At 44.3% G+C, this 24123-nt stretch carries 24 protein-coding genes; 22 read left to right on the plus strand and 2 right to left on the minus strand.

Annotated features, from left to right (window positions below; genetic code table 11):
- Nucleotides 1-95 precede the first annotated feature (95 nt).
- The 3 genes from FFM77_RS13145 to FFM77_RS13155 all read left to right on the plus strand — a co-directional run bounded on the left by FFM77_RS13145 (nt 96) and on the right by FFM77_RS13155 (nt 1722).
- On the plus strand, nt 96-596 hold the full coding sequence (locus FFM77_RS13145; protein ID WP_137636229.1) for a hypothetical protein: 501 nt from the start codon (nt 96-98) through the stop codon (nt 594-596).
- 21 nt (nt 597-617) lie between these two features.
- A complete protein-coding gene (locus tag FFM77_RS13150) occupies nt 618-1184 on the plus strand; it encodes a hypothetical protein (RefSeq protein WP_137636230.1) in 567 nt (188 codons plus the stop codon).
- 265 nt (nt 1185-1449) lie between these two features.
- Nucleotides 1450-1722, plus strand: coding sequence for a hypothetical protein (locus FFM77_RS13155; RefSeq protein WP_137636231.1), 273 nt, complete (start codon nt 1450-1452; stop codon nt 1720-1722).
- A 71-nt stretch (nt 1723-1793) separates the two neighbouring features.
- Here the strand turns inward: FFM77_RS13155 and FFM77_RS13160 are convergent, their stop codons facing one another.
- On the minus strand, nt 1794-2384 hold the full coding sequence (locus FFM77_RS13160) for an ATPase (protein WP_137636232.1): 591 nt from the start codon (nt 2382-2384) through the stop codon (nt 1794-1796).
- Nucleotides 2385-2819: 435 nt separating this feature from the next.
- Here FFM77_RS13160 and FFM77_RS13165 point away from each other — a divergent pair, with 435 nt between their 5' ends.
- The 11 genes from FFM77_RS13165 to FFM77_RS13215 all read left to right on the plus strand — a co-directional run bounded on the left by FFM77_RS13165 (nt 2820) and on the right by FFM77_RS13215 (nt 14489).
- Nucleotides 2820-3638 carry a metallophosphoesterase gene (locus FFM77_RS13165; protein ID WP_171001643.1) on the plus strand — a complete coding sequence of 273 codons (819 nt, stop codon included), beginning with the start codon at nt 2820-2822 and terminating at the stop codon, nt 3636-3638.
- Nucleotides 3639-3656: 18 nt separating this feature from the next.
- Entirely contained in the window at nt 3657-4202 is a 546-nt protein-coding gene (locus FFM77_RS13170; RefSeq protein WP_137636234.1) for a metallophosphoesterase, read from the plus strand.
- Nucleotides 4203-4357: 155 nt separating this feature from the next.
- The gene (gene ylqF, locus FFM77_RS13175) at nt 4358-5212 is read left to right on the plus strand and encodes a ribosome biogenesis GTPase YlqF (protein ID WP_137636235.1); all 855 of its coding nucleotides are present in this window, start codon (nt 4358-4360) and stop codon (nt 5210-5212) included.
- Entirely contained in the window at nt 5205-5966 is a 762-nt protein-coding gene (locus FFM77_RS13180) for a ribonuclease HII (RefSeq protein ID WP_137636236.1), read from the plus strand. The genes ylqF and FFM77_RS13180 overlap by 8 nt, the downstream gene beginning before the upstream one ends.
- Before the next feature lie 40 nt (nt 5967-6006).
- Nucleotides 6007-6873 (plus strand): DNA-processing protein DprA, encoded by an 867-nt coding sequence (gene dprA, locus FFM77_RS13185; protein ID WP_137636237.1) that lies wholly within the window; start codon nt 6007-6009, stop codon nt 6871-6873.
- An 89-nt stretch (nt 6874-6962) separates the two neighbouring features.
- The gene (gene topA / locus FFM77_RS13190) at nt 6963-9128 is read left to right on the plus strand and encodes a type I DNA topoisomerase (RefSeq protein ID WP_137636238.1); all 2166 of its coding nucleotides are present in this window, start codon (nt 6963-6965) and stop codon (nt 9126-9128) included.
- Between the two features lie 141 nt (nt 9129-9269).
- A complete protein-coding gene (gene trmFO / locus FFM77_RS13195; RefSeq protein WP_137636239.1) occupies nt 9270-10604 on the plus strand; it encodes a methylenetetrahydrofolate--tRNA-(uracil(54)-C(5))-methyltransferase (FADH(2)-oxidizing) TrmFO in 1335 nt (444 codons plus the stop codon).
- A 65-nt stretch (nt 10605-10669) separates the two neighbouring features.
- Nucleotides 10670-11587 carry a tyrosine recombinase XerC gene (gene xerC, locus FFM77_RS13200; protein WP_137636240.1) on the plus strand — a complete coding sequence of 306 codons (918 nt, stop codon included), beginning with the start codon at nt 10670-10672 and terminating at the stop codon, nt 11585-11587.
- 11 nt (nt 11588-11598) lie between these two features.
- Nucleotides 11599-12141, plus strand: a complete 543-nt coding sequence (hslV, locus tag FFM77_RS13205) for an HslVU peptidase proteolytic subunit (protein ID WP_137636241.1) — start codon at nt 11599-11601, stop codon at nt 12139-12141.
- A 15-nt stretch (nt 12142-12156) separates the two neighbouring features.
- On the plus strand, nt 12157-13584 hold the full coding sequence (hslU, locus tag FFM77_RS13210) for an ATP-dependent protease ATPase subunit HslU (RefSeq protein ID WP_137636242.1): 1428 nt from the start codon (nt 12157-12159) through the stop codon (nt 13582-13584).
- A gap of 26 nt (nt 13585-13610) precedes the next feature.
- Complete coding sequence (locus FFM77_RS13215) at nt 13611-14489, plus strand: aldose 1-epimerase family protein (RefSeq protein WP_137636243.1); 879 nt, start codon at nt 13611-13613, stop codon at nt 14487-14489.
- A gap of 190 nt (nt 14490-14679) precedes the next feature.
- Here the strand turns inward: FFM77_RS13215 and plsY are convergent, their stop codons facing one another.
- Nucleotides 14680-15294, minus strand: coding sequence for a glycerol-3-phosphate 1-O-acyltransferase PlsY (plsY, locus tag FFM77_RS13220; protein WP_137636244.1), 615 nt, complete (start codon nt 15292-15294; stop codon nt 14680-14682).
- Between the two features lie 411 nt (nt 15295-15705).
- Here plsY and parE point away from each other — a divergent pair, with 411 nt between their 5' ends.
- The 8 genes from parE (at nt 15706) to msrA (ending at nt 24045) form a co-directional block, all read left to right on the plus strand.
- Nucleotides 15706-17712 (plus strand): DNA topoisomerase IV subunit B, encoded by a 2007-nt coding sequence (parE, locus tag FFM77_RS13225; protein WP_137636245.1) that lies wholly within the window; start codon nt 15706-15708, stop codon nt 17710-17712.
- A 12-nt stretch (nt 17713-17724) separates the two neighbouring features.
- Nucleotides 17725-20175: a DNA topoisomerase IV subunit A gene (gene parC, locus FFM77_RS13230; RefSeq protein ID WP_137636246.1), complete on the plus strand. Its 2451-nt coding sequence runs from the start codon at nt 17725-17727 to the stop codon at nt 20173-20175.
- A gap of 182 nt (nt 20176-20357) precedes the next feature.
- The gene (locus FFM77_RS13235; RefSeq protein ID WP_137636247.1) at nt 20358-21317 is read left to right on the plus strand and encodes a LysR family transcriptional regulator; all 960 of its coding nucleotides are present in this window, start codon (nt 20358-20360) and stop codon (nt 21315-21317) included.
- Nucleotides 21318-21339: 22 nt separating this feature from the next.
- Complete coding sequence (locus FFM77_RS13240) at nt 21340-22269, plus strand: manganese-dependent inorganic pyrophosphatase (RefSeq protein WP_137636248.1); 930 nt, start codon at nt 21340-21342, stop codon at nt 22267-22269.
- A gap of 118 nt (nt 22270-22387) precedes the next feature.
- Nucleotides 22388-22648, plus strand: a complete 261-nt coding sequence (locus FFM77_RS13245; RefSeq protein WP_223876846.1) for a type II toxin-antitoxin system Phd/YefM family antitoxin — start codon at nt 22388-22390, stop codon at nt 22646-22648.
- Nucleotides 22645-22953: a type II toxin-antitoxin system RelE/ParE family toxin gene (locus tag FFM77_RS13250; RefSeq protein ID WP_137636249.1), complete on the plus strand. Its 309-nt coding sequence runs from the start codon at nt 22645-22647 to the stop codon at nt 22951-22953. Before FFM77_RS13245 ends, FFM77_RS13250 begins: the two co-directional genes overlap by 4 nt.
- Before the next feature lie 130 nt (nt 22954-23083).
- On the plus strand, nt 23084-23524 hold the full coding sequence (msrB, locus tag FFM77_RS13255) for a peptide-methionine (R)-S-oxide reductase MsrB (RefSeq protein WP_137636250.1): 441 nt from the start codon (nt 23084-23086) through the stop codon (nt 23522-23524).
- 5 nt (nt 23525-23529) lie between these two features.
- Entirely contained in the window at nt 23530-24045 is a 516-nt protein-coding gene (gene msrA, locus FFM77_RS13260) for a peptide-methionine (S)-S-oxide reductase MsrA (protein WP_137636251.1), read from the plus strand.
- Nucleotides 24046-24123 lie beyond the last annotated feature (78 nt).

The following is a 24123-nucleotide window of genomic DNA, read 5'->3' on the forward strand; positions in this document are numbered from 1 at the left end:
CCTGAACTAGCTTAGCAACTAGACCACTTCTAAGAATAGATTCTTAGTGTTGCACTTGATTTGACAATTGAGGAAATGAATATAGAGGCTCGATTATGAATAAATTGACTAAAAATCGTTACTGGGTGATGGTTTTTGTACTAGCGGCGGTACTGGGTGTCGGTGTGCTGACTAATTTAGCACCGACAATAGCGCATGCTCAAGTAACAGCAAAGACCAAGTCGTTAAAAAAAGCGCCTAAAAGTTTACGAGGGACTTGGTACCATTATTACAAAAGTCACGGCTTGTACAAGGTGGTTATCAAAAAACATCGAGTTAGCCAGGGTCCTGTTAATGGCAAGCTAACGACGATACCGAGTTTAATGATTGATAAGTTTTATAAGAAAGGTAAACGAACCATTTATGCGTTCAATAGTAAGACTGAGCCAACCGATGCGACGGCGTTTGCAAAATATACGATGAAGATTAAGGGTAAAAAGCGGCACGTCTTAGTCATGCCACAACAAGGTGCTGGTGAGAAGCCCACGGTATTCACGCGCTTTAAGGTCAAACGGGCTTATTTTACCCCGTTATCAGTACAAACGCATATGGCCTAGTGGGCTAAAGAAGGTTTAAAAATGAAAAAGTTAATAACAATGACGCTGGTGGTACTGGGAGTGTTGGCGACTTTTAGTGTTGCAGCGATCCCTGTTGCTGCGAGTAATGATCCAGCCCCAGCAATTGGGACACCAACGATAGAAAAAATTACGCCTGGCTATCGGCGCATTGAGATTTGGAAGATTGACAGTCGTTATAAGTATAAAGTTGCCAATAAACACGCTAAAACGTATCGGATCAGTGGGACAAAAAAGCAGACGAAGTTGAAGGTCAATCATTACCTAAAGAATTATAAAAAAGCGACGTGGACGCGCAAGAAAATTACCCAAATCAAACATAATGGCAAATGGATGATGTACTACTACATCACTACAAAAAAACATCATGCGGGTGGTTGGGTCAAATTAACTGATGTTAGAGTAGTCAGTCCACGGCCATCTAAGGCACATGGGCACAATATGGCTGATTTTGATACTTGGTATCGAGGATTGTCCCAAGCAGGTCGTAACTGGTATCGGGGATTTGCACAAGCTGGTGGTGCGGCTGACCTGGATGTAAATGGTGAACAGGTACCGACCCAATTTTAAGCAGTTGAGGTCGTATTAATTTCCAAAATATTTAGCACTATAAATTCTGGGGAATTATGCAACATTTCAAAAAGGTCTTAGTCTTAATAGTAGTGTCATTGGGTGTCGGCTTGATTGGCATTAGCAGTACTCAGGTGAATGCAGGTGCTAGTGGTTGGCATCGCGGGTTACCTACTGCGGTGAAAAAACATGCCTTATGGGCAGATGTTAAGGTTAGTCGGTTTGGTTCGGCTAACCAAATGTATACGCGCAAGTATTTGCGGGCGTGGAAACAGAAAAGGCGGCTTACTTTGCTGAAATCGCTAAAGGTTACTATAAAACCGGGCGTTTTTCAGATGGGTCAATTGAATTGCTGATTAATGCTGGTCACTATGATATTGAACCAGTGACGGCTTGGACGAAGACCGTTTGGAATCGAATTGATGCCAAACGTGGCCTAAATGTGACACAGAAAAAGTGGCATAAATTAGGCAAATACAAAGCAATGAAGAACATTTCAGATGACTCACTGGAAAACCATGATCCGTTGCATAAGTAATGGTTCTTAACACTTGATTGAAATAACCCGGTAAAGCCAAATTGGTTTTACCGGGTTATTTGTGGTGAGCTTTAGTCGTTAACTAGTTTTAATAATGATTTGCTAGATGGTAACCAAGGGTAGTCTTCAAGATCATCGTGTAAAATAATGTTGTCATCTCGGGCAAATATTAAGGTTAGGGTTTGATCATTAGCGAAAATCCGTATTCGATCGACCTGCCGGGCAATTCGAGGTAAGTTATTTAATGATTGCTGATACCGTTTGAAAATTAGGTTAGTCGGTACACCATGGCCACCTTTAGCCACTCGTTGACTAACCCGCTTAACGGCAATAGTTGGATCTGCTAGTGCAACGTAAAGTAGGGTTACGCTAAAGCCGAGATCATGGGCCATATTGATATAGTTTTGTTGAGTGTGACCGTTGCCAGCTAGAGTTGTTTCTACGTGCAATGATTTTTTGGTATTGAGTGCCGCCCTAATCTGTTTAACTTCAATGCGCATTGCTGCTAAATTATCTTTAGGTACTCGCCAATCACCGTTTAGTTGTCTCAAAATTTCGTCAGCATTAAGTCGTAAGGTTTGACCAAATAAGGTTGGGTAGACTTCATAAAGCGTGCTTTTTCCGGCGCCATTTACACCAGCGACGATAAGATAGTCTAACATCAGCGGATAAATGTTCTACAGCTGATGATTTTGAGTTGGCGTTTTTTTAAAGCGGCGTCTAATTGTCGCTTATAGTTGGCTTTTTTATGTGGATCGGTTTCATATAAAGTGCCATGCATGAGATTATCAATTGTAGTTGTCGGTGGTCGACTAATTGTCTTATTGGTTGAATTGCTCATTACAATCACCTAACTTTCTTGAAATAAGTATACAAGAATCGATGCTAAAATGTAAGCAAACGGACTGGTTGTTCGGTCTTAGCAGTCTATTCTCAGATTTAGTATTTAGAATTAACTGAGGGTCAATTGATAAGTGAACTGGTTGTCATCTGATCGGTGTCAAAATAATTCCAATGATTGGCAATGAATAAGCGAGTAGCTTATGCTAAAGGGAACATGTGGTGTTAAAATAACTAGCCAATTAAGGATGTTAAAGATGAAAACGATTTTTGTGGGTGATTTACATTTAAAAGCGCGCTTGATTTTGCCACTTGTCACTCAAGCCACGTCGCAAGTGGACGCAAAACAAGTTATTTTGTTGGGTGACTATTTAGATGATTATAACTGTAACTTTGATGCCCAATTATACTGGGATGAACTAAATTTTCTAATTGACTGGAAGCGTCAGATGACGGCTACCGGAGTCAATGTAATTACGTTATTAGGCAATCATGATGCACCTTATCTAACTGGTGAATTGCGCAATTATTCGTTACACGCAGGTATCGAAAACAATGTCCAATCAACTGATGTTGCGGACACAGTTGCTGAAAAATTAATGACGTTAGGGGTTCAAATTGCGACGGAGGTAGATGGCTGGTTAGTGTCACATGCTGGTTACTGTGAAAATCAACAATTGGCAGCGTGGCAATTACGGCCGTTAACTTTAAACGATGATGATCGGCGTAACGTTAAAGAATTTGAACATCGAGCTGGTCAATATCGAGGTGGCTGGAATCTAGTCCCGAGTCCATTATGGGCTGATATCCATGAGCTACGGTTGGCACCTAATCTGAAGTACCCGAAGCAGATTGTCGGCCATACGCCACAAGCGACGATTGATTTAGCGACTGGTAAGTCTCGACTAGTTGATGTTGATACGTTTACGTTAAGCCCTACCGCGACACCGCCTTATTATCGTTTTAGTGGTGATGGGGCTTTGTTGTTAGCTGAAGATGGCAGGTTATCCGTGATGCAAACGGATTGGCAGCGGCCAGCAACGTTGAGTCAATTGTATGAACAACGTGGGCGATAATAGTAAGGATGTGAAACGATGCAATATTTTATTGCGGATCTGCATTTTTATCATGCGGCGGTGATTGAATTTGGTCAGCGGCCGTTTCATGATGTGATGGATATGAATCAGCAGTTGATTAAGAACTGGAATCAGGTGGTGCAGTCACCCAAGGATGAAGTTTATATTCTAGGAGATTTTGTGTATCATGGCACTGGTGAGCAGGCCAATCAGATTCTAAGGCAATTACGTGGTCGCAAGTATTTGATTAAAGGCAATCATGAAGCCTACTTGAATGATGAAAATTTTGATCAATCACTATTTGAGTGGATCAAGGATTACCATGAGCTTAACTATCACAAACGTAAATTTGTCTTGTTTCATTATCCAATTTTAGAGTGGAATGGTTATTATCACCAAGCTATTCAATTGTACGGCCATGTGCATGATACACGGACTGATTATTTTAATGGCCTTCTAGGGCCGAATGCCGTTAACGTTGGTGCGGATATGATTAATTATCGGCCGATTAGTATCGATGAGGTGATTGACCTGGTGAATACGCGTGAAATGACTTGGCTATAAACACAGTTAGTAGTCTGGGATTTACTCCCAGGCTTTTTTAATGCACTAGAAATCGGTTCGACTAGCGTTTTTTCAGAAAAGTCGGTATGATGGAGCTTAGGATTAGTTACGGGGACCATGGTTAAGCACTATGGCCGTGAAAGGAAGATTTAATTATGGCAAACATTCAATGGTATCCTGGGCATATGGCCAAGGCCATTCATCAAATTCAAGATAATTTACATTTAGTCGACATTGTTTTCGAACTTGTCGATGCACGGATTCCAGAAGCTTCACGGAATCCTGATATTGAAAAAGTGATTCAACAAAAGCCCCATTTACTCATTATGACCAAAAAAGACTTAGCCGATCCCCAAAAGACGGCGGACTGGGTTGCGCATTACGAAGCCCAGGGGCAAACGGCCATTGCGGTTGATTCGCGTAACCGGACGACGGCTAAGCAGATTACCCAAGCCGCAACTGAGATGTTGGCAGATAAGTTGGCGAAGATTGCGGCCCGTGGAATTACCAATCGGCCGATTCGGGCGGTTTGCGTCGGGATTCCTAACGTTGGTAAGTCGACATTATTAAACCATATCGTTAATAAGAAGATTGCTAAAGTCGGTGATCGACCAGGGGTAACCAAAGGCCAACAATGGCTTAAAGCGTCTAATAAACTGGAATTGTTAGATACCCCTGGGATTCTTTGGCCAAAATTTGAAGACCAAGTCGTTGGGACGAAACTAGCCGTAACGGGCGCAATTAAGGAAAACATCTATCCGAACGATGATGTGGCGTTATTTGCGTTGGACTTCTTTAAACGAGTCTATCCACAACGCTTAATTGAACGTTATCATGTGACCGATGATCAGTTGGCGTTAGAAAATCCAGAGTTGCTAATCGCAATGACTAAAAATATGGGGATGCGCGATGATTGGCAACGGTTCTGTGTGGCCTTTTTGCTCGATATCCGCAAAGGTCGGTTAGGTCGGTTTACCTTGGATTTAACGGGAGCCCAGCCGGATGCCTGAATATACGATTGCGGATGTTAAACGGCTATTAGCAACCCAGCCCACGCCAGAATTCTTGCAAGCGGTCCAAACCGATGCCCGTAAAGGGGTACAGCTAGCCTATCGACATTATTTACAGCAAGCTGAGAAACAGGCGGCTTTAATCGCACGATTTAACCAGCATATGCAATTCGAACGTCGTTTTTGGAGCCAAGGCGGGCAATATGTAGCCGGCATCGATGAAGTCGGTCGCGGCCCACTGGCTGGTCCTGTTGTTACGGCGGCAGTCGTCTTATCACCAGATTTTGATTTAGTCGAAGTTAATGACTCGAAGCAGTTAACGGCTAAGAAACGGTTAGAATTGATGCCCAAAATTTTAGAGCAAGCGGTTTCGGTGGGCTTAGGGGTCGCCAGTGCGCCGGTAATTGATCAACTCAATATTTATGAAGCAACGCGGGTAGCGATGAAACAAGCCGTCGAGAACTTAACGGTGCAACCAACACGCTTGTTAGTCGATGCGATGCAGATCCCAGTGCCGATTAAACAAACTCGTCTCATCAAAGGCGATGCTAAAAGTGCCAGTATCTCAGCGGCCAGTATTGTGGCCAAAGTGGCGCGAGACCACTTAATGGAAATGTATGATCAAGTTTATCCCGGTTATGATTTCGCTGACAACATGGGTTATGGCACGGCCAAGCATTTAGCCGGTTTGAAACAACTGGGGGTCACCCCAATTCATCGGCATTCATTTTCGCCAGTACGTGACGCGGAATAACTGACTAATTACGGAGTTGTCACTGAAGAGGTGACCAACGATGCAATTACGCAGTTTATTGATTCGTCTGCACTTAGCTGAAGGAATCGGTTATGCGGGCACGACTAAAGTTTTACGGCAATGTATGCGACACAAGACAGTTGTTACCACGGTGACCGAAATTTTAGCTTGGGCACAGTTACCCGGACCAGCCGCGGTTAAGTTTGCGGCTGATTGGGATAGTTCGCGGTTTCAGCAAGCCATCCAGCAACATCAAACGATTGATATTTTAACTATCTTAGATGTAGATTATCCAATCACGTTAATGGAAAGTTACCACCCACCGTTAGTTTTATTCTTAAAAGGGAATCGTGAGTTGTTACACCAACCACAGTTAGCAGTTGTTGGGGCTCGGCAAGCCACACCCTATGCGCGCCGGTGCTTAAGTCAGTTGTTAACGCCATTAGCCGAACAGCCATTAGCGATTACTAGCGGGTTAGCGGCGGGCGTCGATGGTGCGGCCCATCAGTTAGCTTTGCAATTAGGACTGCCGGCGATTGCCGTGATTGGTACGGGGCTGGATGTGAGTTATCCGCGGGTCAATACGGACTTACAAACACGAGTTAGTCAGTTAGGTTTGTTAATTAGTGAATATCCATTGGGTAGTCGCCCGGCGCGGCACCATTTCCCCCAGCGGAATAGAATTATTGCCGGCTTATGCCACACGTTATTAGTCGTCGAAGCCCGTGAACACTCGGGTAGCCTGATCACAGCTAATCTAGCATTGCAGAACAATCGCAATGTCTTAGCCGTCCCCGGCGCCATCGATGCGACGCTGTCAATTGGGTGCAACCAATTGATCGCTGCAGGGGCCAAACCGGTCTTAAATTACCGACATATAATAGAAGAGTTTTCACCAATCATTTGACAAGCGTTTACTTTTGAAATATGATTACATGGATTTGCAAAAGCAATGTACCAGAATAATCATGATCAAAAGCGTAAGGAGCTGATCAAGTGGCTGCTAGTACAACGAAACCGAAGCAAGCGGCAGGAAAAACCGCCGGCGCCAAGAAGCGTCCGGCTAAGAAGACCGCTACTAAGCGGCGGACCCGGGCAACCGGTAAAAAATTGGTGATTGTTGAATCGCCATCCAAAGCGAAAACGATTGAAAAATATTTAGGCCGTTCCTATAAGGTCGTGGCCAGCTTAGGCCATATCCGCGACTTACCTAAAAGTAAGATGGGCGTGGATGTTGAAAATAATTATGAACCCCATTATATTTCGATTCGGGGGAAAGGCGATGTGATCAAAGGCTTACGGAAAGAGGCTAAAAAAGCCAAAGCCGTCTACCTCGCATCTGACCCGGACCGTGAAGGGGAAGCCATTGCGTGGCACTTATCTTATCTATTAGGGTTGGACCCGAAAGATAAGAATCGCGTGGTTTTTAACGAAATTACTAAAGATACGGTTAAAAATGCCTTTAAAGAACCGCGTTCGATTGATATGGACTTAGTCGATGCCCAACAAGCACGGCGGATTTTAGACCGCTTAGTTGGATATTCGATTAGTCCATTATTGTGGAAGAAAGTCAAAAAAGGCTTATCCGCTGGTCGGGTGCAATCCATTGCGTTGGATTTGATTATCAAACGTGAAAATGAAATCAAAGCCTTTGTGCCTAAAGAATATTGGACGATCGAAAGTGAATTCAAAAAAGGCCGCTCTAAGTTTATGGCGAGTTTCTATGGCCTCCATGGCAAAAAGCATGCCTTAGACAATAATGAAGCGGTTCAAAAAGTCTTGGCACAGATTGACCGCAACGGCAAGTTTGATGTCAAGAAAGTCGTTAAAAAGGAACGTAAACGGTTCCCAGCTCCGCCATTTACCACGTCAACAATGCAACAAGATGCCAACCGGAAGTTAAACTTCCGGACACGTAAGACGATGATGGCGGCGCAACAACTGTATGAAGGGATTAACGTCGGTGGAAAAGAAGGTAGCGTGGGGTTAATTACCTATATGCGGACCGACTCCACTCGGATCTCGTCGATTGCCAAGCATGAAGCCTCTAAGTTCTTGCATGAAGAATATGGTGGCGAGTATGCGGCCATAAAGCCAGTTAAGGGTAAGTTGCCAGAAGGGGCTCAAGATGCCCATGAAGCGATCCGGCCGTCGTCAGTCTTCCGGACGCCGGCTAGTATCAAAGAATACTTGTCAAAAGACCAATTCCGGTTATACCAATTGATCTGGTCACGTTTTGTGGCTAGTCAGATGACGCCAGAAGTCTTGGACACGATGGCAGTGACAATTGACCAAAACGATGTTCAATTTCGGGCAAACGGGTCAAAGACCAAGTTTGCTGGGTTTACGAAGATTTATGATAAGACAGAAAAGAACAATGTCTTACCAGATCTGAGTGAAGGTGACGCCTTAACGTTGAGTAAAACCGATCCCCAACAACATTTTACCCAGCCACCGGCCCGTTATTCGGAAGCCAACTTAATCAAAGCGTTGGAAGAAAATGGTGTTGGTCGGCCATCAACCTATGCGCCAACTTTGGATACGATTCAGCGCCGCTACTACGTCAAGTTAGAAGCGCGGCGTTTCGTACCAACCGAGTTAGGCGAGATCGTGAATGATATCATTCAGGAATATTTCCCAGATGTTGTCAATACTGGTTTTACGGCCACTTTAGAAGAACAACTGGATGCGACGGAAGAGGGCCAAGAAGATTGGGTCAAAGTCGTCGATACGTTCTACCAGCCGTTCTCTAAAGAAGTGGCTAAAGCCGAAGCTAGCATGGAAAAGATTCAGATTAAAGATGAATTAGCCGGCTTTAACTGCGAACTCTGTGGCGCGCCAATGGTCATTAAGATGGGCCGTTATGGTAAGTTCTATGCTTGTTCACGCTTCCCAGATTGCCGTAATACCAAGCCAATTGTTAAAGAAATTGGTGTGGTTTGTCCGCAATGTAAGAAGGGTCAAGTCATTGAACGGAAATCGAAGAAGAACCGAGTCTTTTATGGTTGTTCGCGTTTTCCAGATTGTGACTTTGTTTCCTGGGATCAACCGATTGGCCGAGATTGTCCAAAAGACGGCCACTTCTTGGTTGAAAAGAAGGTCAAGGGCGGCAAGCAAGTTCTTTGTCCCAATGGGGATTATAAAGAAGACATTCAAAAATAAAGTTAAGCAGTCCGCTAACGATGGTTGGCGGGCTTTTTTTAGGAATTGGCCTAGGATTGGATTTGTGTAATCGCTTTATATCCGGTATGATGGCCACAGTGCTATCAAGGGTACGTTTAATTAGAAAAGAGGAATTTAACTATGGCATCAATACCAACAGTTAACGTGATTGGCGCCGGCTTAGCCGGTTCAGAAGCGGCATGGCAGATTGCAACTATGGGCGTCAATGTCCGGCTTTACGAAATGCGTCCCGCTAAAATGACGCCGGCGCATCATACGGAACGGTTTGCGGAACTTGTCTGTACGAACTCGTTACGTGCGAACCAACTAAGTAACGCGGCTGGTTTGTTAAAAGCCGAAATGCGGCAACTAGATTCCGTCGTAATTCAGTCGGCAGAAAATCACGCGGTACCAGCCGGGGGCGCTTTAGCCGTCGACCGCGACACCTTCTCCCAAGAAATTACTGATCGATTGACCAGCTTACCGAATGTGGAAGTCATCAATCAGGAAATGAATACGTTACCTGAGGGCCTCACTGTGGTGGCGACTGGACCATTGACCGCGGTATCGATGGCTAAGTCGATTCAGGCGTTCAATGATGAAGACGACTTGCATTTCTTTGATGCGGCCGCGCCAATCTTAACCAAAGACTCGATTGACTTAGATAAAGTTTACTTAAAGTCTCGCTATGACCGCGGTGAAGCGGCTTACTTGAATTGTCCGATGACTGAAGCTGAATTCGACGTTTTTTATGACGCGTTGATTCATGCTGAGATGGCCGAAGCCCATGACTTTGAAAACTCGGAAGTTTTTGAAGGTTGTATGCCAATTGAAGTGATGGCACAACGAGGGCGACAGACGATGCTGTTTGGCCCATTGAAGCCAGTTGGTCTTGAAGACCCTAAGACTGGTCGCCAGCCGTTTGCCGTGGTGCAATTACGGCAAGATGATGCTTCTGGTGAGTTATACAATATTGTTGGCTTCCAGACCCATCTCAAATGGGGTGAACAAAAGCGCGTTTTTAGCTTGATTCCTGGACTGGAACACGTGGAATTTGTCCGTTATGGTGTCATGCACCGTAACACCTTTATGAAGTCACCGAAATTACTCTTACCGACTTATCAGACGCAACAACGGCCAGACTTGTTCTTCGCTGGTCAGATGACCGGTGTTGAAGGTTACATTGAAAGTGCGGCAAGTGGGATTGTGGCCGGGACGAATGCAGCTCGGTTAGCACTTGGACTAGACCCCGTTGTCTTTCCAAAAGACACGATGATAGGAGCGATGGCGCATTACATTACGCATACCAACGCCAATCATTTCCAGCCGATGAATGCCAACTTCGGGATTGTCCCGAAACTCAAGCAGCGAATTCGCGATAAACGGGAACGAAACACGGCTTTATCGGAACGGGCCTTAGCTGAACTCGCAGATTTTAAAGCCACAACGTTAAATTTGACTAAAGTTGACCAATAATCAAGGCGCTTAATTGTGTTTTCCTCCAGACTTTGCTAAAGTAGCAACGTATGGAGGTTTTTTGAATGGAAGCACAATACTTGGACCTGTTTTTAAAATATATTCGGGTGGAACGGCAGTATTCAGAAGAGACTGCTCAAGCCTACCGCGAAGACATCCAAGCGTTTACGGATTTCTTAACGGAGAATGGCGGGGCTAAGGCCTATGCAGACGTTGATCATTTAGATGTGAACGTTTACTTAAGTGCCTTATATGACCGGCATTTAACGCGGAATTCTATTGCGCGGAAAGTCTCCAGCTTGCGGTCGTTTTATAACTTTTTAGTTAAAAACGACTTGGCCAAGTTAAACCCGTTCGTCTACGTGCAACTAAAGAAGCACGCCGCGCGCTTGCCCCGGTTTTTCTATCAAAAGGAATTGGACATCTTGTTCAAGACCGTCTACGCTGATGACTCACTGATGGGCACACGAAATGTCGCATTGTTAGAAGTCTTATATGGGACTGGGATTCGTCTCAGTGAATGTGTGGACTTACGATTGAGTGACGTCGACTTCGAACTTAAAATGATGCTGATCCGTGGGAAGGGCGACAAGGAGCGGTATGTGCCATTTGGCCGCTATGCCGCCCATGCGTTACGGCAGTATTATGAGAGTTGCCGCACGCCGGTGATGGCTAACTATCACCAGACGCACCAGACTGTGTTTATTAATCGGCACGGGGGCGCAATTACTGGCGGCGGTATCGAATATGTCCTCAATCAGATTGTTAAGAAGAGCAGTCTGACGTCAGATATTCATCCGCATATGCTACGGCATACGTTTGCCACGCAGATGTTAAATAACGGGGCTGACTTACGGACGGTCCAAGAATTATTGGGCCATACGAGTTTATCGACCACGCAGATCTATGCGCATGTCACTAAGGAACACCTCCAACAAGATTACCGCAACTTTTTCCCACGTGCGACGCGGGAAAATAATTAAAGGAGCTTATTATGCCAGTAAAATTTGAAGCAACAACTATTTGTGCCGTTCGCCAAAATGGTCATAATGCCATGGCCGGCGATGGTCAAGTCACCATGGGCGAAAAAGTCGTTATGAAAGGCACGGCACACAAAGTACGACGTATCTATAACAACCAAGTCGTTGTCGGCTTTGCCGGTAGTGTCGCTGATGCGTTCAACTTGGAAGATCGTTTTGAAAAGAAACTCAATGAATATTCCGGCAACTTACAACGGGCCGCAGTAGAACTTGCCCAAGAATGGCGCAGCGACCAAGCTTTACAAAAGCTAGAAGCTTTACTAATCGTCATGGATAAAGATGAAATGCTACTGGTTTCTGGGAGCGGTGAAGTGATCACGCCAGATAATGACGTGTTAGCGATCGGTTCGGGGGGCAACTTCGCTTTAGCAGCTGCCCGGGCGATGCAAGAACATGCCAAAGATATGAATGCACGTGAGATTGCGGAAGCCGCTATCAACATCGCGGGTGACATTGATATCTTTACGAACCATAACGTTATTTCAGAAGCCTTATAAAAAAGGAGCAATCTAATGGAACAAATCGATAAAACCCCTAAACAGATTGTCGCCGCCTTAGATAACTATGTCATTGGTCAAGGCGCGGCTAAAAAAGCGGTTGCGATTGCCTTACGCAACCGGTATCGTCGGATGGAATTGTCTGCCGATATGCAAGAAGAAATTACCCCTAAAAACATGTTAATGATTGGACCAACCGGGGTCGGGAAAACTGAAATTGCCCGTCGTTTGGCTAAAATCGTCCAAGCCCCCTTTGTTAAAGTCGAAGCGACGAAATTTACCGAGGTCGGTTATGTTGGCCGCGATGTCGAATCGATGGTGCGTGATTTAGTCGATATTTCGATTCAAATGGAAAAAGCGCAAGCCTATTCTGGTGTGCGGGCTTCCGCTGTGCGTGAAGCTGATAAACGCTTAGTGAAGTTGTTAGTCCCCGTGGTGAAGAAAGAAAACAAGAGCCGCGGCAACGGCAATGACTTCCAAAACATGATGAACATGTTGAGCCAGATGCAGCAAAATGGTCAAATGCCTAATATGGATGCTAATCAGGATGAAGAAGTCAGTGATGACGTGCGCAATCAACGGTTATCGGTCAGTGACCAATTAAAGAGTGGTCAGTTGGAAAATGCGGATGTCACCATTGAAATGGACGATCCTCAACAAAAAGCGGCTGGCAATAACAACATGCTCGGCCAAATGGGCATTGATCTGGGTGATACCCTGGGTTCAATCATGCCCAAGAAGCGGATCAAACGGACAATGCCCGTTAGTGAAGCCCGTGAAATCTTAGTTAAGGAAGAATCTGAAAAGCTCGTTAACAGCGCTGATATTTATCACGATGCGATTGTGCGTGCTGAAAATACCGGGATTATCTTCATTGACGAAATTGATAAGATTACCGGTGGCGGCCAACAAAGTTCCGGTGAGGTTTCCCGTGAAGGGGTTCAACGCGATATCTTACCGATCGTGGAAGGATCACAGATTTCAACGAAGTATGGTCCCATTAATACGGATCATATCTTATTTATCGCTTCCGGGGCCTTTGCGGAAAGCAAGCCGAGTGATTTGATTGCGGAATTACAAGGTCGGTTCCCGATTCGTGTGGAATTGGACGACTTATCCAAAGATGATTTCGTGAAGATCTTGACCGAACCCAAGAATGCCTTGATCAAGCAATATATTGCTTTGATTGGGACGGATAACATTAAAGTGACGTTCACGATTGAAGCCATCGAAGCGATTGCCGCCATTGCTTACAAAGTGAACCATGAAACCGAAAATATTGGGGCGCGGCGGTTGCATACCGTCTTAGAGAAGTTATTGGAAGAATTATTGTATGAAGGACCCGATATGGAAATGGGCGAAGTAACCATTACCGAAAACTACGTCAATGAACGGATCGGCAATATCGCTAAGGATAAAGATTTAAGTCGTTACATTCTTTAATAAAATGACTAAAGGAGCTGGGGTTCATGACAGTTGAGTTGAAAAATGAATATCTCACCGTGCAGATCAATGAAACCGGTGCGGAATTAAGCAGTGTTAAGGCCAGCGATGGTTTGGAATATATGTGGCAGGCAGATCCGAAGTTCTGGGGTCGCCATGCGCCGGTTTTATTCCCAATCGTGGGTCGGTTAAAAGATGACCAATATACAGTGGCTGGTCAGGTTTACCCAATGGGACAACATGGGTTTGCTCGCGACCATGACTTTCGGGTGGTCAGTCAAACTGACACGACGGCAACGTTAGAATTAACGGACAGCGCTGAAACGCGCAAAATTTATCCGTTTGCGTTCCGGTTACGGTTACACTATACATTGACGGATCATGAACTAACAGTCGGCTATGACGTGCATAATCCGGCTAACCAGGATCTGTACTTCTCCATCGGGGGCCATCCAGCATTTAACGTGCCGTTAGCGGCTCCTGAAGGCGACTTAGCGAACTATCAAGTCACAGTCGCTCCCAAGCAAACATATCGGCATATCCCACTAAAAGCGCCATATAACGATATCGCCAATAGTACGACCATGGACTTAACTAAGCCGTTGCCATTAACGCGGGAGTTATTTAAAGACGATGCAGTGATCTTGGACTTGAAGCATCAAGAAACTACCTTGCTACTTAGCTCCGATTTAAATGATCATGGGGTGGCCATGACAATCGACGATGCGCCATACGTCGGCATGTGGTCTCCATATCCTAAGCAAGCGCCGTTCGTCTGCTTAGAACCATGGTGGGGCATTGCAGATAACGTCGATGCCGATGGTCAATTCAGTCATAAGATGGGCATTAACCAATTAGCAGCTAATCAAACATTTAATGCGCACTATGCGGTGAAATTCTTCTAGAAAAGTTAAAAGTGATGATTGTTGACAGCAAATGGCTGGTTGCAATCATCACTTTTTTAGTGTGTGTTTACATAATTGATATATGTAAAATGTTACTTTAACTTAAAATATTCAAACCAACCACATTCAGCTCCCAGCTTACCGGAATCAATCAAAAAAGTCACCTCAAATTTGAGATGACTTTGCTAACTTATGCTTGATGCTGACGGCGCCGCCAACCGAGACCGAAGTGGACCATTGATTCCGTTCCAGCTTTAATCCGGGCGATATTGGCTTTGTGCCGATAAAAGATAAAGATCGTTAAGATAACCGCAATAACGGATAAGATCCAATCTTGGTAATAGAAGATCGCAATGAGACTAACGAGTGAGAGTGACGCCATACTAGCGACACTGACCATACTTGTGACGTAGACCAAGGTAAACATGATGGCACTGGCAATTAAGAAGAAGTGCCAATTGTAGGCCAGTAAGATCCCGGCACTCGTTGCGACGGCTTTGCCACCTTTAAAGCCAATAAAGATGGAGAACGTATGGCCTAAGATGGCGGCGAGTCCAATCAGTAGCGCATTGACGGGGACGTGTAACAGGGCTGGTTGCGCCGCTGCGAGCGTCCCTTTTAAGATATCCATCGCCATGACGATTGTCCCTGCTGTGGGGCCTAAGACACGGTACGTGTTGGTTGTGCCAATGTTGCCGCTACCAGCTTGGCGAATATCAGTATGAAAGAAGAGCTTGCCAATAATGACACCCGAAGGAATCGAGCCTAGTAAGTAGGCGACGACTAGCATGATTATAATTTGCACATTAGGTTCCTCCTGCAATAGAGTCAACCAATATTTTAGCATTGTTTGGCTAGTGATGGGTCAGTTTTGACTAAAAAATTTGACAAGGGGCTGATAGTTGCTTACAATTAAGCGAACATATATTCGGTGTCGCTGAAAATGGCATTTTAGTTGATTAGCTCAGCAATCAATGCTAACTTGGTGGACGATTCAAGTGAAATTGAGTCAAAATAGGTTGCTTTTAAGACGAGTGAGTGCTTAAAACTCGCCTGATAAGCATAAAAATTAGTAAAGTTGTTAAAAAATTAATTTGCTGTGCTATAATTTAATCTGCACGGTTTTAGCTAACCGCGGTACTAGCGCTAAGTAAGCGCCTTACTAAGTATCGGTAGTTAAAATCTGAAGGCGACCAAGTGAAGGAGCAAATAATGAATGCCAAAGAAAATACAAAAATACGATGACTCCTCAATCCAAGTGCTTGAAGGCTTGGAAGCTGTTCGTAAACGGCCTGGGATGTATATCGGTTCCACGGATGGTCGGGGACTGCACCATCTGGTCTATGAAATTGTTGATAATGCAGTCGATGAAGCTCTCGCTGGTTTTGGTAAAGAAATCAATGTGACGATTCATGCCGATAACAGTATTACGGTTGTTGACCATGGTCGTGGGATGCCCGTGGGGATGCATGCCTCGGGAATTCCAACACCGGAAGTGATTTTAACGGTGTTACATGCCGGGGGTAAGTTCGGTCAAGGCGGTTATAAAACGTCTGGTGGTCTGCATGGGGTTGGTGCCAGTGTCGTTAATGCGTTGTCAACTGAATTGGTCGTAACCATCATTCGTGACGGTTACCGGTACCAAGAGACGTTTAAAGACGGTGGTCATCCAGTTGGTACCTTAGAGAAAAAGGGTAAGACGAACAAGCCGACTGGAACGACGATTACGTTTAAGCCGGACCCGAGCATTTTTACAACGACCGTTTATAACTTTCAGACGTTATCAGAACGGTTGCGAGAATCGGCGTTCTTACTCAAGGGCGTCAAGATTACGTTAACTGATGAACGGGAAAACCAAGCTCAAGAACAAGTCTTTCATTATGAGGATGGGATTAAAGAGTTTGTCACTTACTTAAACGAAGATAAAGATACCTTAGGCGATGTGATGTTCTTTGACGGCACTAAAGAAGGGGTCGAAGTTGAATTAGCTGCTCAATATAATGACGGCTACTCAGAAAATTTATTGTCATTTGTCAATAATGTGCGGACGCCGGATGGTGGGACTCATGAAGCTGGATTTCGGAGTGCTTGGACAAAAGCCTTTAATGAATACGCTCGTAAAGTGGGCTTGTTAAAGGATAAGGATAAGAACTTAGAAGGCTCCGATGTCCGTGAAGGGTTATCGGCCGTCATCTCATTGCGGATTCCAGAAAATCTGTTGCAATTTGAAGGTCAGACCAAGGAGAAGCTAGGGACACCAGAAGCCCGGACCATCGTGGATAATGTGATTAGTGAGCAATTGCAGTTCTACTTAATGGAAAACGGCGAATTTGCTCAAATGCTGATCAGAAAGTCCACTAAGGCCCGTGAAGCGCGCGAAGCCGCCCGTAAAGCGCGGAATGAGAGTCGTAACGGTAAGCGCAAGCATAAGCAAGAACGACTCTTATCCGGTAAATTGACGCCAGCACAGTCTAAGAACGCTAAACGCAATGAACTCTTCTTAGTCGAAGGGGATTCCGCCGGTGGTTCCGCGAAACAAGGACGTGATCGGAAGTTCCAAGCCATTCTGCCATTGCGGGGGAAAGTTTTGAACACCGAAAAAGCCAAGTTACAAGATATCGTTAAGAACGAAGAAATTAATACGATGATCTATACGATTGGCGCGGGTGTTGGTTCTGAATTCGATATTAAAGCCAGTAATTACGATAAAGTCATTATTATGACCGATGCTGATACCGATGGGGCCCATATTCAGATTTTATTGTTGACGTTCTTCTATAAATACATGCGGCCGATGATCGATGCCGGTAAGATTTATATTGCCTTACCACCGTTGTATCGGCTACAAAAGAAGCAAGGTAAACAACTTCGGACAGAATATGCTTGGACCGATGAAGAATTAGCGCTTCGGACGAAGACGTTTGGTAAAGGCTATGCCTTGCAACGGTACAAAGGGCTAGGTGAAATGAATGCAGAACAACTGTGGGAGACGACCATGGATCCGGACAAACGCACTTTAGTACGAGTACGGATCGATGATGCGGCCTTAGCTGAAAAGCGGGTCACCACCTTAATGGGTGATAAAGTTGAACCACGGCGGAAATGGATCGAAAGTAATGTCCAATTCAGTTTGGATGAAGATGGGTCTATTTTGGATAATCAAGCCGTGACATCAGCGCACGAACAGGCCGATGCCGAATTAGCGGATCAATTAAAGAAGTAAGGAGGTCGCACAATGGCAATTGAACAACCTAAAATTCAAGAATTAACTTTAGAAGACGTCATGGGCGATCGGTTTGGCCGTTACTCGAAGTATATTATTCAAGAGCGGGCACTGCCAGACATTCGCGATGGCTTAAAACCCGTGCAACGACGGATCTTATATGCGATGAATCAGGACGGTAATACTTTTGATAAAGCGTTTCGGAAGTCAGCCAAGTCGGTTGGAAATGTCATGGGGAATTTTCATCCACATGGGGATTCGTCAATCTACGAAGCGATGGTCCGGCTTAGTCAAGACTGGAAGCTACGGGAACCCTTAATTGAAATGCATGGGAACAATGGCTCAATGGACGGTGATCCAGCGGCAGCGATGCGCTATACTGAAGCACGGTTAAGCAAGATTGCTGGGACCATGTTGGACGATATTGATAAAAAGACTGTTGATATGGTCTTAAACTTCGATGACACCGAGTATGAACCAACCGTGTTGCCTGCCCGCTTCCCGAACCTATTAGTTAACGGAGCGACCGGGATTTCAGCGGGTTATGCGACGGAGATTCCACCGCACAACTTAGGCGAAGTTATCGATGCTGTCTTGTTCTTGATGAACCATCCTAAAGCGGAATTAGCCGATTTGATGGACTTTGTCAAAGGGCCAGACTTTCCAACTGGTGGGATTATCCAAGGGCTAGATGGGATTAAGAAGGCTTATGAAACTGGTCGTGGTCGGATTGTGGTGCGGTCGCGAACCAAGATTGTGCCATTAAAAGGAAATAAATCGCAGATTGAAGTTAGTGAGATTCCTTATGAAGTGAATAAGGCCCAATTGGTTAAAAAAATGGACGAAATTCGCATCATGAAGAAGATTGAAGGAATCGCTGAAGTTCGTGATGAAAGTGACCGTAAAGGGTTATCAGTCGTCATTGAATTGAAGCGGGACGTGAATGCGGAAGGTATTTTAAATTATCTATTTAAAAATACGGACTTACAAATTACGTATAACTTTAATATGGTGGCGATTTATCATCAACGGCCAGAACATGTTGGCTTAAAGACGATTATTTCAGCTTACTTGGAACATCAACGGGACGTGATTACCCGCCGGACGCAATTTAACTTGCAAAAAGCGGCTGATCGGCAACATATCGTCCAAGGTTTGATTAAAGCGATGTCAATTCTTGATCAAGTCATTGCGACGATTCGTGGCAGTAAAGACAAAAAAGATGCTAAGGCAAACTTAGTGGCGGACTATGACTTTACGGAAGCGCAAGCAGAAGCTATTGTGACGATGCAACTATACCGGTTAACCAATACCGATGTCACCCAGCTGCAAAAAGAAGCCGATGAATTGGCCAAAGCCATTGCAGAATACCATGCGATTCTGGAAAATCCGAAAGAATTGGATAAAGTTTTGCGGCGAGAACTCAAGGCCATTCAAAAAGCTTATCCGAGCCATCGTTTAACCGAGATTCAAAATGAAATTCAAGAAATCAAAATTAAGACTGAAGTCGTGGTGCCCCAAGAAGACGTGGTCGTGATGATTAGTCATGATGGCTATATCAAACGGACCAGCTTGCGGTCATATACGGCTTCGGATGCTGAGGATAATGGGTTAAAGGACGAAGACTTCCCAATCTATTTGGCGAAGAATAGTACTTTAGACCATTTATTCATGTTTACCAACTTAGGCCATCTGATCTATCGGCCGGTGTATGAGATTGCCGATGCGAAGTGGAAAGATACCGGTGAACATATTTCACAGACCATTGGTTTAGCAGCGAATGAACAAATTACGTGGGTCTTTGCTTTCCCAACGCTCAAAGAAAGTGGCAAATTCTTAGTTGCCACTAACGATGGGTACATTAAGCAGACGGACTTTACAGATTACACCCCAGGCCGGACGTACAAGACGCGGGCCAGCCAATTCATCAAGCTGAAAAACGATGCGGCAAAAGTTGTGACCGTAAACTATTACCCAACGGTGCCAACTGGTAGCTTGGTCTTAGTTACGGCCCATGGTTATGGGTTACGCTATGACTTAAGTGAAGTGCCAACTGTTGGTGCAAAAGCGGTCGGTGTAAAGTCGATGGATCTACGTGATGACACGATTGTCCGGGCAGCTTTAGCGACTGACAATGACTTATTAGCCATGATTACCCAGCGCGGGTCCTTTAAGAAGATGAAGGTTGCAGATATTCCCGTGACTAGTCGAGCACGACGTGGGGTTCAAGTTTTGCGGGAATTAAAGAATAATCCGCATCGTGTTGCAGATTACGTCTTAGTTCCTAAAGGGCAAGCCGGTGTGGCGCTGGAAGTGGTGACTGATCGCTTGAAGCATCATTCAATTTTAGTCGATGATCATCCGGTCAGTGCCCGGTATTCCAATGGGTCGTTTGTGATTGATACCGATATTGAAGGTATTCCGGTTAACATGCAGCCACACCCGATTCCACTGACGGTTTAATAAAATGGTTACAAGACTTGCAAGGGCGACGGCATTAGCTTAGACTGAAATTGTGGTCAGTTAAGATTAATAATTAGTTAAGGTTTATTTGCCGATAACAATTGCTTGCTTTCAGCCTGAAACTTGTTTATATTATAGGTATCATAAGATGGCTATAAGACGAAAGGAACAGGTAAACGCACATGAAAACAACGCAAGAAAGTATCTTCTCATCAAAAACGTTAACGTATTTCTTACAATTGGCTGAAACGATGAACTACACGCAAGCCGCTCAAATTTTAGGTATCACCCAACCGGCTTTAACCCAACAAATTAAAAAGTTGGAACGGACAGTCGGGGCACCGTTATTCTACTCCGTTGGTAAAAAGTTACGCTTGTCAGACGCTGGTTACACGATGTTGAATGCCACTCATAGTATTTACGACGTGTTAAACAAGGCCACTGACGAGATCCAACAAACGACGAGTGCTACTCAAGGGACGATCAGTATTGGGATTTTAGCGTCAATTGAAGACCATGTCTTTGAAGATTTCGCGATTAAGTATTATGAAGCTAACCCCAATGTCATCATTTCATTCCACATGTTGACTAGAAAAGAAATCTGGGAACGTTTGGAAAATAACCGGATTGATTTGGCTGTGATGTACTTACCAGATGAAAGTATCAAGAACTGGAAGCCATACCAATCAAAACGGATTATTCAAGATGATTTACTGTTCATTACCAGTGATCCTAAGCAAGCGAAGAAGAAGCGCATCAAATTTAAAGATACGACGAGTGAACCATGGGTGATGTATCCGGAAAATTATTACTTGGATCAAGTCATTAAGGAATCTTACAAGAACCAATTGGCAGATTTACCAACAGCGGTAGCGCGTTTTACCACACCACAACAGATTTACCGGTTTGTGGCCGCTACTGGTACAAATACGGCCTTGCCAAATTCCTTCATGGTTGCTAATCCAGCGACGGATGAGTTACACACGGTTTCATTTGAACCGGCCATTAAATTTGATTTGAACTTCGTGTTCCGTAAAGATAAGGATCAAATTCCACGGATTAAGAATTTCTTGGACGAGTTTGATAATTACTTACGGGCCGAAGATTATATTTCACGGTTACAAAAAATTAATCAAAAATAGTTGCTAAAGGAGTTTTGTGCTAATGAGTAAGGAATTAATTTTTGGTCACCAAAGTCCTGACACGGACGCCATTGTGGCCGCAAAGGCATTGTCATATTTAGAAAATAAACTGGGGGCTGACACGGAAGCCGTTGCCTTAGGTGAACCTAACGAAGAAACCCAATTTGTTTTAAAGCATTTTGACGAACCAGCATTGCGGGTCATCACTAAGGCGGCTCCAGAAGTCGATTCAGTCATGTTGGTTGACCATAATGAACCACAACAAAGTGTGAGTGATATCGCTGATGTCACGGTTTCACACGTGGTTGATCATCACCGGATTAACAACTTCAATACTGCGCAACCATTGTTCTATCGGGCAGAACCACTTGGCTGTTGCAGCACGGTCATCTACAAGATGTTCGCTGAAAATGAAGTTGAAATTCCAGCTAAGTTAGCCGGTTTAATGTTATCAGCGATTATCTCGGATACGTTATTATTGAAGTCACCAACCACTACGCAAACTGATGTTGATGTCGTTAAAGACTTGGCTAAAATTGCCGGGGTCGACTATCAAACATATGGCTTGGAAATGCTTAAGGCTGGGACTAACTTAGCAAGCAAGAGCGAAAAAGAATTGATTGATGCGGATGCTAAATCCTTTGAATTAAACGGTTCAACGGTGCGGGTCGCACAAATCAATACGGTTGATTTGCCAGAAGTCTTTGATCGCCAGGATGCTTTGGAAGCCGCTGCTAAGGCTGAAAATGCTGCTGAAGGTTATGACTTATTCTTAATCTTGGCAACCAATATCTTAGATAGCAATTCTGAATTATTAGTCGTTGGGGAACCAACTGCACCGGTTGAAGCTGCCTTTGGTAAGAAGATTGAAAACAATCGTTTAAGCTTGCCAGGTGTCGTTTCACGGAAGAAGCAAGTTGTGCCACCATTGACTGACGCTTTTAACGCTTAATTAAATGATTTTGAAAAGACATCCAATTTGGGTGTCTTTTTTTAGCAGAGCAAAAGCGTACGTATAATCGTACGCCGTGTGATATAATATCGGTAGTAATTGAAGATGAGGTGAGAAAATGGCGGAAGCAATGGATACGTATACGCCTACTGGGGCACGTAAAAATATTTATAATTTGATTAGAGGTGTTGTTTCTAATCATACAACTATCCAGATTGCGAGCTCTCCGGATGAAGCTGTAGTAGTTGTCAGCAAAGATGATTGGAATGCGATGCAAGAGTACATTGAATTATTAGAAAACGGCGTGATTGATGAAGTGAATACTCGAATGGCTGATGCTAAGGCTCATCCAGACACTGCTTTTGGTGATCCTCTATGATTTTTGAATCGCTAGACGAAATTGAAAAATTACCGGTTAAATATCAAGTCATTCCTTATAAAAAAGTAGTGACTAAAGATTTACCTAAATTGGATAGACTGAATTTGCGTTCTGATTTTGATGAAATTGTAGAGATATTGAAAAGAAAGCCCCAAGCACACTTACGACATAATGAAAAACTATCCGGATATACTAGTCAGGGGCAACGTTCAATGCGAATTAATCAAAAACATCGAGTTGTTTTTTCGATTGGCAAAACTGAAGTTTTTATTTGGTCAGCTTGGGGGCACTATACAAAAAGATAGTTTTGAGCAATGGCTTATTTAATTGCCATTGCTTTTTTAAACAAAATAGTTGCTTTTAAATCTAGTTGCAGTATGATAACAAGCGAAACAATTGTGTACAATCTATTTTATGCTGAAAGGATTTGATCAGATGGCAGATGACTTACGACAGCGGCTAACTCCAGAACAGTTTGCCGTAACGCAAACGGCTGCGACCGAAGCCCCGTTTAGTGGTGAATATGATGATTTTTATCAAGCAGGAATTTATGTTGATGTGGTTAGTGGTGAACCCTTGTTTAGTTCATTAGACAAATATGATGCTGGTTGTGGCTGGCCGTCTTTTACTAAGCCACTTGCTGATCAGCAGATTAAGCGTCATGTTGATCATGCTTTGGGAATGACGCGGACGGAGGTTCGTAGTGCTAAAGCTGCTTCACATTTGGGTCATGTCTTTACGGATGGCCCGGCCGCTGCTGGTGGCCTGCGGTATTGTATTAATTCAGCGGCTTTGAAGTTCATCCCAGTGGCTGAATTGGCTGACGCTGGTTATGGTGATTATGTCGCGTTATTTCAAAAAAATAAAAAGGACTGAGGTTAATGGCAACAGCGATTTTTGCCGGTGGCTGTTTCTGGTGTATGGTCAAGCCATTTGATAGCTTGCCGGGAATTGAAAAGGTGATTTCAGGTTATACGGGTGGTACAGTACCGAACCCGACCTATGAACAAGTGGCCAGCCACACGACTGGGCTTACCGAGGCCGTTGAAATTACGTTTGATCCGACTGTGATTAGTTATGCGCAGTTAGTCGAAATCTATTGGCGCCAGACCGACCCGACGGATGCGGCTGGTCAGTTCCAGGACCGTGGCGACAGTTATCGGCCGGTCATCTTTGTGAATAGTGACGCACAACGGCAGATTGCGACCGCTTCTAAGCAAGCTTTAGCAGCTAGTGAACAATTTGATCAGCCAATCGTGACTCAGATTGAGGATGTGCAGCCATTTTATCCCGCTGAACCAGAACATCAAGATTTCTATCGTCGGAACCCATTTCGTTATCAAATTGAAGAAATGGGCGGTCGTAGTAAATTCATTAAGCAGCACTGGTCAAATTAAAAAGGCTCTTTGTCAACGGCTGTTGATGAATGATCCTATGAGAAACCAATTCATTTTCGAATTGGTTTCTTTTTTGTA

Origin of the sequence: Lactiplantibacillus songbeiensis (assembly GCF_005405125.1) — a bacterium.
GTDB classification, from domain to species: domain Bacteria; phylum Bacillota; class Bacilli; order Lactobacillales; family Lactobacillaceae; genus Lactiplantibacillus; species Lactiplantibacillus songbeiensis.